14 protein-coding genes are annotated in these 16,797 nt (G+C 64.7%); 9 read left to right on the top strand and 5 right to left on the bottom strand.

What is annotated here, in order from left to right; translation table 11 throughout:
* Positions 1–45: 45 nt before the first annotated feature.
* From C5O79_RS20635 to C5O79_RS20610, 6 genes are all read left to right on the top strand, one after another.
* Positions 46–1,287, top strand: coding sequence for an aromatic ring-hydroxylating dioxygenase subunit alpha (locus C5O79_RS20635; protein WP_046549603.1), 1,242 nt, complete (start codon positions 46–48; stop codon positions 1,285–1,287).
* Between the two features lie 29 nt (positions 1,288–1,316).
* A complete protein-coding gene (locus C5O79_RS20630; RefSeq protein WP_122476608.1) occupies positions 1,317–2,471 on the top strand; it encodes a hybrid-cluster NAD(P)-dependent oxidoreductase in 1,155 nt (384 codons plus the stop codon).
* Between the two features lie 134 nt (positions 2,472–2,605).
* A complete protein-coding gene (locus C5O79_RS20625) occupies positions 2,606–3,469 on the top strand; it encodes a glycine betaine ABC transporter substrate-binding protein (RefSeq protein ID WP_046549601.1) in 864 nt (287 codons plus the stop codon).
* Positions 3,470–3,648: 179 nt separating this feature from the next.
* Complete coding sequence (locus tag C5O79_RS20620; RefSeq protein WP_046549600.1) at positions 3,649–5,304, top strand: APC family permease; 1,656 nt, start codon at positions 3,649–3,651, stop codon at positions 5,302–5,304.
* Positions 5,305–5,494: 190 nt separating this feature from the next.
* Entirely contained in the window at positions 5,495–6,112 is a 618-nt protein-coding gene (locus C5O79_RS20615) for a TetR/AcrR family transcriptional regulator (RefSeq protein WP_122476605.1), read from the top strand.
* Between the two features lie 165 nt (positions 6,113–6,277).
* The gene (locus C5O79_RS20610; RefSeq protein ID WP_122476603.1) at positions 6,278–7,270 is read left to right on the top strand and encodes a DMT family transporter; all 993 of its coding nucleotides are present in this window, start codon (positions 6,278–6,280) and stop codon (positions 7,268–7,270) included.
* Between the two features lie 18 nt (positions 7,271–7,288).
* Here the strand turns inward: C5O79_RS20610 and purU are convergent, their stop codons facing one another.
* Both purU and C5O79_RS20600 read right to left on the bottom strand, forming a co-directional pair.
* The gene (gene purU, locus C5O79_RS20605; RefSeq protein WP_046549597.1) at positions 7,289–8,173 is read right to left on the bottom strand and encodes a formyltetrahydrofolate deformylase; all 885 of its coding nucleotides are present in this window, start codon (positions 8,171–8,173) and stop codon (positions 7,289–7,291) included.
* Between the two features lie 169 nt (positions 8,174–8,342).
* Positions 8,343–9,248 carry a LysR family transcriptional regulator gene (locus C5O79_RS20600; RefSeq protein WP_046549596.1) on the bottom strand — a complete coding sequence of 302 codons (906 nt, stop codon included), beginning with the start codon at positions 9,246–9,248 and terminating at the stop codon, positions 8,343–8,345.
* Between the two features lie 262 nt (positions 9,249–9,510).
* On the opposite strand from C5O79_RS20600, the gene betC reads away from it, so the two are divergent.
* The 3 genes from betC to C5O79_RS20580 all read left to right on the top strand — a co-directional run bounded on the left by betC (position 9,511) and on the right by C5O79_RS20580 (position 13,461).
* Entirely contained in the window at positions 9,511–11,046 is a 1,536-nt protein-coding gene (gene betC / locus C5O79_RS20590; protein ID WP_122476600.1) for a choline-sulfatase, read from the top strand.
* Between the two features lie 45 nt (positions 11,047–11,091).
* Complete coding sequence (gene choX / locus C5O79_RS20585) at positions 11,092–12,060, top strand: choline ABC transporter substrate-binding protein (protein ID WP_122476597.1); 969 nt, start codon at positions 11,092–11,094, stop codon at positions 12,058–12,060.
* 261 nt (positions 12,061–12,321) lie between these two features.
* Entirely contained in the window at positions 12,322–13,461 is a 1,140-nt protein-coding gene (locus tag C5O79_RS20580; protein ID WP_046549593.1) for a porin, read from the top strand.
* A gap of 143 nt (positions 13,462–13,604) precedes the next feature.
* On the opposite strand, the gene C5O79_RS20575 is transcribed toward C5O79_RS20580, so the two are convergent.
* The 3 genes from C5O79_RS20575 to C5O79_RS20565 all read right to left on the bottom strand — a co-directional run bounded on the left by C5O79_RS20575 (position 13,605) and on the right by C5O79_RS20565 (position 16,576).
* Positions 13,605–14,351: a glucose 1-dehydrogenase gene (locus tag C5O79_RS20575; protein ID WP_046549773.1), complete on the bottom strand. Its 747-nt coding sequence runs from the start codon at positions 14,349–14,351 to the stop codon at positions 13,605–13,607.
* 77 nt (positions 14,352–14,428) lie between these two features.
* Positions 14,429–15,070 carry an HD domain-containing protein gene (locus tag C5O79_RS20570; RefSeq protein ID WP_046549592.1) on the bottom strand — a complete coding sequence of 214 codons (642 nt, stop codon included), beginning with the start codon at positions 15,068–15,070 and terminating at the stop codon, positions 14,429–14,431.
* A gap of 36 nt (positions 15,071–15,106) precedes the next feature.
* On the bottom strand, positions 15,107–16,576 hold the full coding sequence (locus C5O79_RS20565) for a catalase (protein ID WP_047849530.1): 1,470 nt from the start codon (positions 16,574–16,576) through the stop codon (positions 15,107–15,109).
* Positions 16,577–16,797 lie beyond the last annotated feature (221 nt).

The raw sequence follows: 16,797 nt of genomic DNA, 5'->3' as shown, positions 1-16,797 counted from the left end.
GCCTGTCGGCAAGAACCCAGGGATGCAAGGAATCCGGAGCAAACGATGAAAGTATCGGCAGACATTCGTGCATTGATCGAGCGGCGCAAGGAAGGCTACAGCCTCGAGGCACCGTTCTACACGAGCGAGGAAATCTTCGCGCTCGACATGGAGGCGATTTTCCGCCAGCACTGGATCCAGGTGGCGGTCGAGCCGGACATTCCGGAGCCGGGCGACTACGTGACCGTGGAACTGGGGAGCGATTCGATCCTGATCGTGCGCGACGACGACATGGCGATCCGCGCGTTCCACAACGTGTGCCGTCACCGCGGCGCGCGCCTGTGCAACGAGGACAAGGGCTCGGTCGGCAACATCGTGTGCCCGTACCACAGCTGGACCTACAACCTGACGGGCCAGCTGATGTTCGCCGAGCACATGGGCGAGAAGTTCGACCGCTGCAAGCACAGCCTGAAGTCGGTGCACGTCGAGAACCTCGCGGGCCTGATCTTCGTCTGCCTCGCCGACGAGCCGCCCGCCGACTTCGCGCAACTGCGCGCCGAGATGGAGCCGTACCTGCTGCCGCACGATCTGCCGAACGCGAAGATCGCCGCGCAGGTCGACATCATCGAGGAAGGCAACTGGAAGCTCACGATGGAGAACAACCGCGAGTGCTATCACTGCGTCGCGAACCATCCGGAGCTCACCATCTCGCTGTACGAATACGGCTTCGGCTACCAGCGCTCCGACGCCAACGCCGAAGGCATGGATGCATTCGCGGAAACCTGCGTGCGGCGCGGGAAGGAGTGGGCCGAGATGGGCCTGCCGTCCGAAGAGATCGAGAAGCTGCTCGACGTGACGGGCTTCCGCACGCAGCGCCTGCCGCTCGATCGCCACGGCGAATCGCAGACGCTCGATGCGAAGGTCGCGTCGAAGAAGCTGCTCGGCGGCTTCGACAAGGCGGACCTCGGCGGGCTGTCGTTCTGGACGCAGCCGAACTCGTGGCACCACTTCATGAGCGATCACATCGTGACGTTCTCGGTGATCCCGCTGTCGGCCGGCAAGACGCTCGTGCGCACGAAGTGGCTCGTGCACAAGGACGCGAAGGAAGGCATCGACTACGACGTGAAGAACCTCACGGCCGTGTGGAACGCGACCAACGATCAGGATCGCGCGCTCGTCGAGTTCTCGCAGCGCGGCGCGACCAGCAGCGCGTACGAGCCGGGTCCGTATTCGCCGTTCACGGAAGGTCTCGTCGAAAAATTCTCGGCCTGGTACATCGGCCGGCTCGCCGAAAAAACCGGCGCGTAGTACTGAGCAGCGGACAAGCGGAGCAAGACATGATGCGAGATGCGGCCAATTTCGAGCCGACGGACAGCCGGGTGACGCGCCCGGCGTTCTGGAATGGCCTTCCCGAGCGCTGGACGAGCGACGTCGAGGAAACGCTGGTGTGCTGCCACGTGCGGCAGGAAACGCACGACGTGAAGAGCTTCTTCTTCCGTTCGCCGCAGGGCCGCGCGTTCTCGTTCGAGCCCGGGCAGTTCCTCACGCTCGAGCTCGACATCGACGGTGAAACGATCAACCGCTGCTACACGATCTCGTCGTCGCCGGCGCGGCCGCACACGGTGTCGATCACGGTGAAGCGCGTGCCGGGCGGCAAGGTGTCGAACTGGCTGCACGACAACCTGCAGCCGGGCGCCGCGGTGCGCGTGCTCGGCCCGGCCGGCGAATTCACGTGCGCACGGCATCCGGCGCGCAAGTACCTGTTCCTGTCGGCCGGTTCGGGCGTCACGCCGCTGATGTCGATGAGCCGCGCGCACCATGATCTCGCGGAGGATCGCGACATCCTGTTCGTGCACAGCGCGCGCACGCCGGACGACATCATCTTCGCGCGCGAGCTCGACCTGATCGCGTCGAACCATACGAACTTCCGCACGTCGTTCGTCGTCGAGCGCGTCGGCGCACGCACCAACTGGCCGGGCGTCACGGGCTTCCTGACGCTGCCGCTGCTGAAGCTGATCGCACCGGATTTCATGGAGCGCGAGATCTTCACGTGCGGCCCCGCACCGTACATGAAGGCCGTGCGCGACCTGCTCGACGAAGCCGGCTTCGATCGCAAGCAGTATCACGAGGAGAGCTTCTCGTTCGAAACGCTTGCCGAAACCGCAAGCGACGAACTGCTCGCCGATCTCGCCCCGCCGGCCGACGGCGCCGACACCGACACCGAAACGAAGCAGTACACGGTCAGCTTCGCGAAGAGCAATCGCGAGATTGCGTGCGGTTCGGAGCAGCACGTGCTGGATGCGGCTCGCCAGTCGGGCGTGCGGCTGCCGGCATCGTGCACGCAGGGCATGTGCGGCACCTGCAAGGTGAAGCTCGTATCGGGGCAGGTCGAAATGAAGCACAACGGCGGCATCCGCCAGCGCGAGATCGACCAGGGGATGGTGCTGCTGTGCTGCAGCAAGCCGCTGTCGGATCTCGTGATCGACAAGTAGTCGCAATACGCCATCGGCTGTCCGGGCGCGTCGCGTCCGGACAAGCATCCGTCGGAAAACAACGATACCGCGGATTTGTGGTTGAAGAACCTAGAGAGACCACGCGCACGGTGCGCATTTCAAGGAGATCGACCATGAAGCTGTTCGGAAAATTGTTGTGGACCGGCGCACTGTCGGCCATGGTGGCGCTGAGCGCGTCTGCACTTGCCGATACGAAGCCGACGCTGAAGATCGGCTACGTCGAAGGCTGGGACGACAGCGTGGCGACGTCGAACGTCGCGGCCCGCGTCATCGAGAAGAAGCTCGGCTACGAAGTGAAGCTCGTGCCGGTCGCTGCCGGGATCATGTGGCAGGGCGTCGCGCGCGGCGATCTCGATGCGACGCTGTCCGCGTGGCTGCCGGTCACGCACGGCTCGTACTGGGATGAATACAAGGCCAAGGTCGTCGACCTCGGCGCGAATTTTCCGGATGCAAAGATCGGCCTGATCGTGCCCGCGTACGTGAAGGCGAAGAGCATCGACGACCTGAACGCGGAGAAGGCGAGCTTCGGCGGCCGGATCGTCGGCATCGATGCGGGTGCAGGCGTGATGCGCAAGACCGACGACGCGATCAAGAGCTACGGGCTGAACTACACGCTGATGCCGAGCTCGGGCAGCGCGATGACGGCCGAGCTGTCGCGTTCGGTCAATGCGAACAAGCCGGTCATCGTGACGGGCTGGGCGCCGCACTGGATGTTCGCGAAGTGGAAGCTGCGCTTCCTCGAGGATCCGAAGAAGGTGTTCGGCGGCGCGGAGCACGTCGACAGCGTCGTGAATCCGGGGCTCGAAGCGAAGGCGAAGCCGGTGGTCGCGTTCCTGAAGAAATTCCAGTGGAAGCCGGGTGAAATCGACAGCGTGATGCTGGCGATCCAGAACGGCTCGAAGCCGGAAGCGGCAGCCGATGCGTGGATCGCGGCCCATGCCGACCGCGTGAACACGTGGACCGAAGGCGCACAGTAAGACCGCGGCGATTCGCCGCAATAACAAGATGAAGAGACAGTCCGGGAAAGGTTGGAAGGAATGCGAAATAATCGCACTGCGACTCGACCTTATCCCGGAATTATTTTTTTGATTCTGCAGAAAAGTGCGTAAGTTGTTACACTAGCGCCCTTGTGCAGAGTCATCACAGGAGGAATTGGATGAGTCAGGCAGGACTGCGTGCGAATCGCACCAGTGATGTTGAGGCAACCATCTCACATGATTCGACGGGCCACACGCTGCATCGTGGCCTGACCTGGAAAGACGCTTTTTGGGTAACGAGCGGCGTGCCGGCAGGCGTGCTGTTCACGATCGGCGGCGTATGCGCGACGATTGGCCAGCCCGCGTGGGCGATCTGGATCGCCGCGATCACGATGGGGCTGGTTCAAAGCGCGACTTATGCGGAAATATCGGGGCTATTTCCCCATAAATCGGGCGGCGCGTCCGTGTATGGCGCGATCGGCTGGGTCCGTTACAGCAAGCTGATTGCCCCGGTTTCCGTGTGGTGCAACTGGCTCGCGTGGTCGCCGATGCTCGCGCTCGGCTGCGGCCTCGCGGCGAGCTATGCGCTCACGAGCCTCTTTCCCGCCGATGCGGCGGTGCTGCACTGGCAGCTCAAGGTTGCGGATCTCGGGTTCATCAAGCCGGGTCTTTCCCTGCGGATCAATGCGACGTTCATCATCGCGACGATCCTGCTTCTCATCACGTTCAAGCTTCAGCACAGCGGTGCATCGAAGGCTGCGCGCACGCAGCGCATTCTCGGCATCGCGTCGCTCACGCCGCTGTTGATCGTCGGCATCGTGCCGTTCATCACGGGCGACGTGCCGATGTCGAACCTGCTCCCGCTGCTGCCGCTCGGTCACGACGCGAACGGCAATCTCACGGCCGCGACGTTCGGCTCGTGGAACGGGCAGGGCGTCACGATGGCGCTCGGCGCGATGTTCATGGCCGGCTGGGCGTCGTACGGCTTCGAGACGGCCGTCTGCTACACGCGTGAATTCCGTGACCCGCGGCGCGACACCGCCAAGGCGATCTTCTGGTCGGGCGCGCTGTGCCTCGTCGTGATGACGCTCGTGCCGATGGCGTTCCAGGGCGCGCTCGGCACGCAGGCGATGCTCGATCCGGCGATCGGCGACGGCACCGGCGTCGCGGCTGCGATGGCGAAGATCGTCGGCGGTGGCGCGTGGGTTGCGAATGCGGTCGTCGTGATGCTGATGCTGTCGATCCTGCTGATCGTGATGACGTCGATGATGGGCTCGTCGCGCACGCTGTACCAGGCATCGGTCGACGGCTGGCTGCCGAAGTACCTGTCGCACGTGAACGAGCACGGCTCGCCCACGCGCGCGATGTGGACCGATCTCGGCTTCAACCTCGTGTTGCTGATGATGTCGGACTACATGACGGTGCTGTCGATCTCGAACGTCTGCTACATGCTGTTCGTATTCCTGAATCTTCAGTCGGGCTGGATCCACCGGATGGATCGCGGCAACTGGGATCGGCCGTTCCGCTGCCCGACGTGGCTGCTCGTCGGCGGCGCGATCTGCGGATATGCGAACCTCGTATATGTCGGCGCGGGCGCGAACCTGCAAGGTGAGGGCACGCTGCGAAACGGGCTGATCGCGATGCTGCTGATCGTGCCGGTGTTCCTGTTCCGCCACTACTGGCAGGATCGCGGCCGGTTCCCCGGGCAGATGCAGCGCGACATGGAGCTCGAAGTGCCGAAGCGCGCGATGTGGCTGAACCTGATGCCTTACGTTGCGCTGGTCGGCGCGGGGCTGACGATCTGGCTGTCGTATTACTTTGCGTGGGTGAAGTGACGCGCCGAGCCGTGTAACGGAGCGCGGCGTCCGGAATCCGCACACGGACGCTGCGATCGATATCGCGGCAGGCAATGAAGCCCGACTCGCTGGCAAGCGGTCGGGCTTTCGTCATTCATGCCGGCGCGCGACGCATTCACGGAGCGTGATCGCTTGATTTTGAGAACGATCGGTTCTAATATCGGCATCCATGAGCCCGACCTCGACATCCTCCGGCGCCCGCGACAGGGGGCGCCCGCGCGAATTCGACACCGACGAGGTGATCGACGCGGCAGCACGCGTGTTCTGGGAGCAGGGGTATCACGCGACGTCGATCGACGCACTATGCGAGGCGACAGGCGTCTTTCGCGGCAGCCTGTACCGCACGTTCGGTGACAAGCACGGGTTGCTGATCGCCGCATTCGACCGCTACGCCGAAGGCGCGATCGCACGGCTCAAGGAGCGTCTCGCGGTGGATCTGCCGCCGCGGCAGGCACTCCGGGACGCGCTGCTGTACTACACGAAAATCGGTGTCCGGCTGTCGGAGCGACGCGGCTGCTTCATCACGAATTCTGCCGTCGAACTCCTGCCCGGCGACGACGCACTCCGTCCGTACATCGAATCGACCTTGCTGCGCATCGGCACGCAGTTCAGCCTGGCCATTGCACGCGGCCAGCAGTCGGGCGATTTCGACCGCAATCTCGATCCGGAAGAGGTGGGCCGGTTCCTGCTGTGCCTGATCCAGGGCATGCGCGTGCTGGGCAAGTCGAGTGCGTCGGAGGCGGAGCTGGCATCGATCGTCGATATCGCGATGCGGGCACTGACCTGATTTTTTTGATTATTTTGAGAATGAATGGTTTCAAATGTGAGGCAATCCCGACGCCCGCATCGAGACCATGAAGGCTGGCAAAAACGGCAAGGTGGTCGATGCGACGCTGCCGCTGCGCGCAGTCGCACCGGCATCATTTTTCAATTAATTTGGGAATGATCGGTCATGAATAACGCAACTCCTGCAGCACCTGCCGCGAGCGCGTACGGCAAAGGCATCGCGGCATGTGTGATCGCGACGATCCTGATGGGCGTGATGTTTCCGGTGATGACCGATGCGTTGCGCTACATCGATCCCTTCACGTTCACGTCGCTGCGCTATCTGATCGCCGGCATGGGCTTCATTGCGTTGCTGCGGATCGTCGAAGGGCCCGGCGCATTCCGTTCGGCAGGCGAGCCCCTGGCGCTCGCATGGCTGCTCGGGTCGATCGGTTTTTGCGGATTCGGATCGTTCGTATTCCTGGGCCAGCAACTGGCCGGCGACGAAGGCGCGCTGACCGCGTCGATCATGATGGCGACGCAGCCGATGATGGGGCTCCTGCTCAATGCAGTGGTGCGGCGCATCGCGCCCGCGCCGGTGTCGGTGCTGTTCGTCGTGCTGTCCTTTACCGGCGTGGCCCTCGTCATCACGCGCGGCGACGTGATTGCAGCACTGCACGAGCCGCAGCACTACGCGGCCAACGCGCTGATCATCGTCGGCGCGTTGTGCTGGGTCGTCTATACGTTCGGCGCGGCACGCTTCACCCGCTGGTCGGCATTGAAATACACGGCCTTCACGACGTGGCTCGGCTTGACCACGATCGTCGCGGTCAACCTGCTGCTGATCGTCACGCACCGGATCGCGGCACCGTCACTCGCCGCGGTGCATGCGGTCCTTCCGCATCTTGCGTACATGGGGCCGGTGGCCGGCTTCGGCGCGATCCTGCTGTGGATGACGGGCAACCGGATTCTCGGACCGATGAACGGCGTGCTGTTCATGGACATCGTGCCCATTACGGCATTCGCCGTTTCCGCATTCACGGGCGTCGTGCCGAATCATGCACAGATCGCAGGCGCCGCCCTGACCGGCGCGGCGCTGATCCTGAACAACCTGTACCTGCGGCGCAGGGTGCGTCGAATCGGCACGACGCCCGCGCGCGTGCCGTCGGTTTCCACATGAGCGTCGTGCCTTCGTGCGTTACGGAAACACCACCGTTCGATCGCCGTTCAGGAACACGCGCCGCTCGATGAACGCCTTCACCGCGCGCGCGAGCGTGAGCGATTCGACATCGCGCCCCACCGCGAGCAGTTGCTCCGGGCGCAGCGCATGATCGACGCGCTCGACGACCTGCTCGATGATCGGACCTTCGTCGAGATCGTCGGTGACGAAGTGCGCGGTCGCGCCGATCAGCTTCACGCCGCGCGCATGCGCCTGGTGATACGGCTTTGCGCCCTTGAAGCCGGGCAGGAACGAATGATGGATGTTGATCGCGCGGTTCGCGAGCTTCGCGCTCGTCTCCTGCGACAGTACCTGCATGTAGCGCGCGAGGATCACGAGTTCGGCGCCGCTCGATTCGAAGAAGTCGAGCCACTGCGCTTCCTGCTGCGCCTTCGTATCGGCCGTGATCGGGAAGTGGCGGAACGGCAGCCCGTGCTGCACCGCGAGCGGCTCGAAGTCGGGATGGTTCGACACGATGCCGACGATGTCCATCTTCAGCTCGCCCATCCGCCAGCGGAACAGCAGGTCCGCGAGGCAGTGCTCGAGCTTCGACACCATGATCAGCACCTTCGGCCGCGCGTTCACGTCATGGATTGCCCATTGCGTGTCGCTTTCACCGCCGCCGAGCACGGCCGCGATCGGCGCGAATTCCTGGCGCAGCGCGTCGATCTGCAACGTTTCATCCGTCGGATGAAAGACGCAGCGCACGAAGAAGCGGTTGCTGAGATCGTCGTCGAACACGTTAAGCGCATCGACATAGCAGCGATGGCGGTCGAGAAAGCCGACGACGGCGGCGACCTGGCCGGCCGCGCTCGGGCACGACAGTGTCAGGACGAATTGATCGGGGCGGTGCTCGGCGGTCATGAGACTCCTCGGATGGCATGGGCGCACGGCCGTGCGGCAGCGCGCAAAAGCGCCGCGCCGCGCGGGTAGCGGGAGGCTCAAGTAAATCAGGACGATTTCGGGGCGGATAGAACCTACGCGCCGTGTGGCTGGTATCGGCGCGCCAGCGCGCAGGAGCGGGCAGGGCCCGTCACGCGCTCGCGCAAGCGTCGAGCAGCCAGCGCCGGAACACGTGGGTCGCGTCCGGCTCGGGTCGCTGCGGCGGCCGCACCAGGAAGTAGCCGCGCGACGTGACGACCGGCGCGTCGACGAGCTTCACGAGCTGCCCGGATGCGACGAGTTCGTCGACGAGCGGCGACCAGCCGAGCGCGACGCCTTCGCCGAGCAGCGCTGCGTGGATCACGAGCGCGTAGCTGTTGAAGGTCACGCCGCGCGCGGCGGCCACCGTATCGAGGCCGTGCGCGTCGAACCAGCCGGACCACGACAGCCAGCGCTCGGGCCGCGTCGGCTGCACGTGCAGCAGCGGCAGGGCCAGCAGGTGCTCGGCCCGCGCGACGTGCGGGTGCGCGTCGCGGAACGCCGGCGAGCAGACGGGCGTGACCGATTCCGGAAAGAGCCGTGCGGCGGTGCACGATGGCCAATGGCCGTCCCCGAACAGGATCGCGATGTCGCCATGGTCGCGCTGCGCGTCGTAATCCTGTGACGTGACGACGCGCACGTCGACATCCGGCATCACGCGCTTCAGCCCGGCCAGGCGCGGCATCAGCCAGTAGGTCGCGAAGCCGAAGTCGGTGACGATCGTGAGCGCACCGTGCTCGCGGCGCGCACGCAGGGTCGCGGTCGCGCCGCGCAGCGTATCGAGGCTCAGCCGCACGGCTTCGTACAGGCACTCGCCGTCGGGCGTCAGCGTGACGCCGCGCGGGCTGCGCTCGAACAGCGGTACACCCAGTTCGGCTTCGAGCTGGAACACCTGCTGGCTCACGGCCGGCTGCGTCGAGCCGAGCTCGCGCGCGGCGGCCGTGAAGCTCGCGAGCCGGGCGGCCGATTCGAACGCGCGCAGCGCCTGCATCGACGGTAACGGTTCGGATTTCGACATAAGCCTCTCTAATGGCCCCATAAGGGCTGGACGCCTACCCGCGCGAATTCGGGCGGGCGATAGTGCTTCGGACGGTGTGGCACCTGCGCTTCACGGCCTGCTTCACAGCTGCTTCACGGCCGGCGCGCAACGTATTCCGCGATTCTAGCCAGCACGGCCTGCCCGTGCGGCACTTTCGTCGAGCCGCTTCCGTCATGCCGGACATCCCGCTGCGCGAGCGGCGCACCGTTCCATTCGAACACCGTTTTCCCCACGACAGCCGATGACGAACCCGACACCCAACATCCTGATCCTGATGGCCGACCAGCTCACGCCGTTTGCGCTGCCGGCCTACGGCAATCGCGTTGCGCGCACGCCGACGCTGGACCGTCTCGCCGCGCAAGGCGTCGTATTCGACGCCGCGTACTGCGCGAGCCCGCTATGCGCGCCGTCGCGTTTCTCGCTGCTGACGGGCAAGCTGCCGTCGGGGATCGGCGCCTACGATAACGCCGCCGAATTGCCGGCGCAAACGCTGACGTTCGCGCACTACCTGCGCGCGGGCGGCTACCGCACGATGCTGTCCGGCAAGATGCATTTCTGCGGGCCAGATCAGCTGCACGGCTTCGAGGAGCGGCTCACGACCGACATCTACCCGGCCGATTTCGGCTGGGTGCCCGACTGGGACAGCCCGACCGAGCGGCCGAGCTGGTATCACAACATGAGTTCGGTGCTGGAGGCGGGGCCGTGCGTGCGCACGAACCAGCTCGATTTCGACGACGAAGTCACGTTCGCCGCGAAGCAGAAGCTGTACGACGTCGCGCGCGAGCGCGCGGCCGGCCACGATGCGCGGTCGTTCTGCATGGTCGTGTCGCTGACCCATCCGCACGACCCGTACGCGATCACGCGCGAATACTGGGATCAATACCGTGACGACGAGATCGACATGCCGGCCGTGCGACTCGATGCGGCGGAAAGCGACCCGCATTCGCAGCGGCTGCGCTTCGTCTGCGAGAACGACCGCACGCCGCCGACCGACGCGCAGATCCGCGCCGCGCGCCGCGCGTATTACGGCGCGACGTCCTACGTCGATGCGCAGTTCGGCAGCGTGCTGGCCGCGCTCGAACAGTGCGGGTTCGCCGACGATACGATCGTGATCGTCACGTCCGACCACGGCGACATGCTCGGCGAACGCGGGCTCTGGTACAAGATGACGTTCTTCGAAGGCGGCTGCCGCGTGCCGCTGATCGTGCATGCGCCGGGCCGCTTCGCTGCCGCGCGCGTGCGTGGGCCCGTGTCGCACGTCGACCTGCTGCCGACGCTCGTCGACCTTGCCGGCGCCGCGCCGGCCGGCGGCTGGCCCGACCCGGTCGACGGCGCGAGCCTCGTGCCGCACCTGCACGGCACGCCCGCGCACGACGTTGCGCTCGGTGAATACCTGGCGGAAGGCGCGGTTGCGCCGGTCGTGATGATCCGCAGCGGCGACTGGAAGTACGTGCATTGCCCGCTCGATCCCGACCAGCTGTACAACCTGTCGGACGACCCGCGCGAGCTGACGAACCTGGCCGGCACGCCGGAAGCGGCCGACGTGCTTGCCGCGTTCCGCGCGCAAGCCGCGCAGCGCTGGAACCTGCCAGAGCTGGACCGGCAGGTGCGCGCGAGCCAGCGGCGCCGGCGCTTCCATTACGCGGCCACGACGCAGGGCCGCATCCAGGCGTGGGACTGGCAGCCGTTCACCGACGCGAGCCAGCGCTACATGCGCAATCACATCGAGCTCGACACGCTAGAGGCAATGGCGCGGTTTCCGCGAGTCGGGCGCTGAGCGTACCGCATCGCGATCATTGAAGAACGACGGAGGAAGCGAACCATGAAACGGCAACGCAATGCAGCAATCCGAAGGATCGGCGCGGCGCTCGCCGCCGCCGCGTGCCTGATGACGACGCAGGCCGCGCATGCGGCCGATCCGCAGACGTGCAGCGACGTGAAGATGGCGGCGCCCGGCTGGACCGACATCGACGCGACGAACGCGATGGCGGGCGTCGTGCTGAAGGCGCTCGGCTATCGGCAGGACGTGGCGAACCTGTCGGTGCCGATCACGTACCAGGGGCTCAAGAAAGGGCAGGTCGACGTCTTTCTCGGCAACTGGATGCCCGCACAGGCGCCGCTCGTGAAGCCGTTCGTCGACGAGAAATCGATCGACGTGCTGCACGCGAACCTGAGCGGCGCGAAGTTCACGCTCGCCGTGCCCGATTACGTGGCCGCCGCCGGCGTGCATACGTTCACCGATCTCGCGCGCTACGCGGATCGCTTCGGCGGCAAGATCTACGGGATCGAGCCCGGCGCGCCCGCGAACCAGAACATCAAGCGGCTGCTGTCCGACCACGCGCTCGGTTCCGCGAACTGGTCGCTCGTCGAATCGAGCGAGACGGGCATGCTCACGCAGGTCGAGCGTGCGGTGCGCGACAAGCGCTGGATCGTTTTTCTCGCGTGGGAGCCGCATCTGATGAACACGAAGTTTCATCTGACGTATCTGTCGGGCGGCGATGCGTACTTCGGCCCGAACTACGGCGGCGCGACGGTCAACACGGTCACGCGTGCCGGGTTCGCCGGCCAGTGCACGAACCTCGCGCGGCTGTTCCGGCAGATGACGTTCTCCGTCGACGTCGAGAACCGGATGATCGCCGACATGCTCGACCACAAGACCTCGCCCGCGCTCGCGGCGCAGCATGCGCTGAAGGCCGAGCCCGCGCTGGTCGCCGGCTGGCTCGACGGCGTGACGACGGCTGCCGGCGCACCGGGCCTGCCGGCCGTGCGCGCGGCCCTCGACGGTCGCTGATTCCCTCCCTCCGGGCGGCCGGTTTTTTGCCGTGCCGCCTGTCTACGTGTTTTCCCGATCCGTCGCATCGTGACCATTTAGTGTCGCCTTCAGACGGGTGACCCGAAATATGGGTTTGTATTTTTCGCCAATGGCTCCGTTATTGCGGAAAACGAAATGCCGAAGCCAGCGGGGCGGTCTGAATTGGAATCCACCGGCGCATCGCGGCACGCGCCGGGACGAGATTCTATCCATCGAACGGTTCAGGGAGGGTGGTCGACAATGAAGCAAAAGAAAGTTGCCGTAGCCGCCGCGCTTGCATGCGCGGCCTGTATTCCCGCCATCGGGCATGCGCAAAGCAGCGTGACGCTGTACGGGATTCTCGACGCGGGCATCACGTACGTGAACAACACGGGCGGTTCGCACGTGGTCAAGTTCGATGACGGCGTCGCCTACGGAAACCGCTTCGGCCTCAAGGGCACCGAAGACCTGGGCGGCGGCCTGAAGGCCGTGTTCACGCTCGAGAGCGGCTTCCACCTCGGCAACGGGCAACTTGGTTTCGGCGGCGCGGAATTCGGCCGCCAGGCGTATGTCGGCCTGCAGAACGACTGGGGCACGCTGTCGTTCGGCAACCAGCTCGACATCACGAACGAACTCGTGTCGATCTACAACATTTCGGCGTGGGGCAGCGGCTATGCGATCCACCAGGGCGACTTCGACCGCTTCAACGGCGACCGCCTGCCGAACTCGGTGAAGTTCCTGTCGAACGATCTCAGCGGCTTCAAGTTCGGCGCGATGTATTCGTTCGGCAACGTCGCGGGCAACTTCCACCGCAACAGCGCATGGAGCGCGGGCGCAAGCTTCACGAAGGGCGACTTCTCGATCGGCGCCGCGTACACGCGCCTGAACAACCCGAACGGCATCTATGCGTTCGACCCGTACGCGATGATCGGCACGCACACGTTCCTCGGCCAGCAGACCGTCACCGTCGATCCGGCGACCGGCGCACGCACCGACCTGTTCTCGAACACCGCGATGGACGTCGACAGCCAGGGCACGTTCGGCATCGGCACCAGCTACACGATCGGCAAGCTGACGCTCGACGCCAACTACTCGTACACGACGATCAAGGGCTTCGGCCAGTCGTCGCACATGCAGGTGTACGAAGGCGGCGGCCTGTACCAGTTCACGCCGGCGCTGAGCCTCATCGCGGGCTACCAGCACACGCGCTTCGAAGGCCACCACTGGAACCAGGGCACGGCCGGCCTCCACTACCTGCTGTCGAAGCGCACCGACATCTACATCTCCGGCGATTACCTGCGCGCGTCGCAGGGCGTCGATGCGGTGATCGGCTACAGCTTCACGCCGTCGACGACGCAGACGCAGGCCGACGTGCGGATCGGGATGCGGCATTCTTTCTGAGCGGGATGGGTGGGGCAGCGACGTCTTCAGCGAGCGGTCTCTCTTTGGCGCGAACCTCGGTTCGCGCTTTTTTTTGGTTCCTCGCAGGAAAGTCGGTCTCGAAGCAGGCCGGCCGCCAGCGTGGCTGGCAGCGCCCGCAGGTTTCACCTCATGCCGCCACTGGCGACGATATGTTCGCCTGTCAACCACTTCGCATCGTCCGACGCGAGGAAAACCGCAATGGTCGCCACGTCGTCCGGTCGGCCCACGCGTCCGAGTGGCGTCTGACTGACCGCCGAGGTCTCGAAATCCGAACCGATGACCCCGGCGCTCTGCGCGCCCTCGGTCACGATTACGCCCGGATTGATCGTGTTCACACGGATCTTGCGCGGCCCGAGTTCGCGCGCAAGCGCGCCGGTGATCGAATCGACTGCACCCTTCGTGCCGCTATAGACGGCGGTCGTAGCAGGTGTCAGCGTCGAGACGACCGAGCTGACATTGATGATGCTGGCACCCTCGCCGAGATATTGGACGGCCGCCTGCGTGGTCAGCAGGACGCCCAGCACGTTGACATCGAATTGCTTGCGGTATTGCGCTTCCGTGAACGCTTCGATGGGCGCGAACTCGTAGACGCCCGAGTTGTTCACGAGGATGTCGAGACGGCCATACGTTTCGATCGCCGCGTCGACGATGCCTTTTGCATCGGCCGCCTTGGATACGTCGCCGCCCACGGCGGTCGCTTCGCCGCCGGCGGCGCGGATGGCAGACACGACGGCATCCGCGCCGGTCTTGCTGCTCGCGTAATTCACGACGACCGACGCCCCCTCGGCCGCGAGCGCCTTGGCGATGGCGGCGCCGATACCTTTCGACGCGCCGGTTACGACCGCTACCTTGCCTGCAAGCTTGCTCATGATCTTCACCTCAGTATGAATGAATCCGTTGACGAAAGTCGGCGTCGCGTCGCGCCTCGATCCGCAGGACGTCTTACTTAGCCCGGCCACGGCGAATTGCGGATCACGGAGCAGAAATTGCCTCGGTGGAAATGCGGCTCCTTGTCGGCGATGACGTCCGCTTTCACGTTGCCGAAGGTGGTTTCCGGTTTGCGCTTGATGCCGTCATAGAACGCCTGGAGGATGTCTTCCTTGAAGTGCGGCGGGCGAGGGTGTGCATGGGTCACCGCCTTACGTTCCTCGGCGGAGAATTCGTGGTAGGTGAGCCCGAGCACATCCATCTCGACGCCTGCGGTCACGAGCGCCACGATCGGGTGCATATGGCGCGGAATTCCCGGCGTGGTGTGCAATGCGATCGCGGTCCAGACAAGATCGATGTCGGCCGCCGTGATGCCCCGCGCGGACAGGAAGTCACGGGCAGCGTTGGCGCCATCGACTTCGAATCGCTCCGTCGCGCTGCTGTAGGCATCGACGAGTCCGACGTCATGAAACATCGCGCCCGCGTACAGCAACTCCGGATCGAACTTCAGCCCGCGGCGGTTTCCCTCCAGCGCGCCGAACAGGAACACCCGGCTCGAATGATGAAACAGCAGCGCGCTCGAGGTGTCGCGCACGAACTCGGTAATCTCCCTGGCGAGTTGACTGTCGGGCACTTTCACATCGTGAATGAACGGTGACATCGAGCTTTCTCCTTCAAGGTTCGAACGGGGGAGACGCTAGCGTGTGGCTGCCGATCCGGCGAGCTTCGCCAGGGCTTCGCGAATGCCCGCGCCATATTCCGGGTCCGCTTTCGCACAGTTGGCAATATGGCGGTCCTGGATAGGTGCGTGGACACCGACGATCTGGCGTGCGGTGTTGTCGAACAGCACCTGCTGTTGTTCCTTGCTCATCAGACGGAACAGATTGCCGGGTTGCGCGAAGTGATCTTCGTCCACGCGGTGATCCCAATGCGCGGCGTCGCCTTCGATTCGCAGCGCCGGCTCATGCAGGCCGGGCCGAACCTCCCACTCGTGGAGACTGTTCGGGTAATAGGACGGCGTGGCGCCGAGGTTGCCGTCGGTGCGCATCGCGCCGTCGCGGTGATAGCTGTGAAACGGGCACTTCGGCGCGTTGACCGGGATGTGATTGAAGTTCACGCCGAGCCGGTACCGTTGCGTATCGCCATAGGAGAACAGGCGAGCCTGAAGCATCTTGTCGGGCGAGAAGCCGATCCCGGGCACCACGTTCGCCGGCGAGAACGCAGCCTGCTCGACTTCGGCGAAGTAGTTGTCGGGGTTGCGGTTCAGTTCGAGAACGCCGACCTCGATCAGTGGAAAGTCGCCCTTTGGCCAGACCTTGGTGAGATCGAACGGGTTGAATGGCAGCGACTTTGCCTGCTCGTCGTTCATCACCTGGACATGGAGCGTCCAGCGGGGAAACTCGCCGCGCTCGATGCTCTCGAAGAGATCGCGGCCATGCGTCTCACGGTCCTTCCCCACGAGGCTTTCGGCTTCGGCGTCGGTCAGGTTCGCGATGCCTTGCTGGGTGCGCAAGTGAAACTTTACCCACGTACGCCGATTCTCCGCATCGACAAAGCTGAATGTGTGGCTGCCAAAGCCGTGCATGTGGCGATAGCTGCGCGGAATGCCTCGATCGCTCATGACGATCGTGACCTGGTGCAACGCCTCCGGCAGCAGCGACCAGAAGTCCCAGTTGCTGTTGGCGTTGCGCAATCCCGTACGCGGGTCGCGCTTGATCGCGTGGTTCAGATCGGGAAAGCGCAACGGGTCGCGGAAGAAAAATACAGGCGTGTTGTTGCCCACGATGTCCCAGTTCCCTTCTTCCGTGTAGAACTTCACCGCGAAGCCGCGAATGTCGCGTTCGGCGTCCGCGGCGCCGCGCTCGCCGGCCACGGTCGAGAACCGCAGGAATACCGGCGTCGTCTTGCCGATCTCGGAAAACAACTTTGCTTTCGTGTAGCGCGTGATGTCATGCGTAACCGTGAACACGCCGTGCGCGCCCGATCCTTTTGCGTGCATGCGCCGCTCGGGGATCACTTCCCGGTCGAAATGCGCGAGTTTCTCGATCAGCCAGATGTCCTGCAAGAGCGCCGGACCACGCGGGCCGGCCGTTTCGATGTTCAGATTGTCGACAACGGGCGCACCCGTTGCGTGAGCAAGACCCGTAGACGTATCGCGGTTTGTCATGCGAGGACTCCAAAAGGGAAGGGCAATGCAGGCGCAGCGCCGTAGCGCTTCGCGCAGGCACGCGGGAGAAGCGCTACGGACAATCAGCGTGCCATTTCTGCAGGCGTCACGAACACGGCGGGTTTCGTGACGTTCGTCACTCGATCAGCGGGTGATGAGCTCGCAGAGACATCGGTTCGTCGATGTGGAGACAGCGTACCTGTCTGGGGCAGGAACGATCT

Source organism: Burkholderia sp. SRS-25, from assembly GCF_004343765.1.
Classification (GTDB): Bacteria; Pseudomonadota; Gammaproteobacteria; order Burkholderiales; family Burkholderiaceae; genus Burkholderia; species Burkholderia contaminans.
The sequence above is the reverse complement of the archived record's forward strand: the minus strand, read 5'-3'. Positions and strand labels throughout refer to the sequence as shown.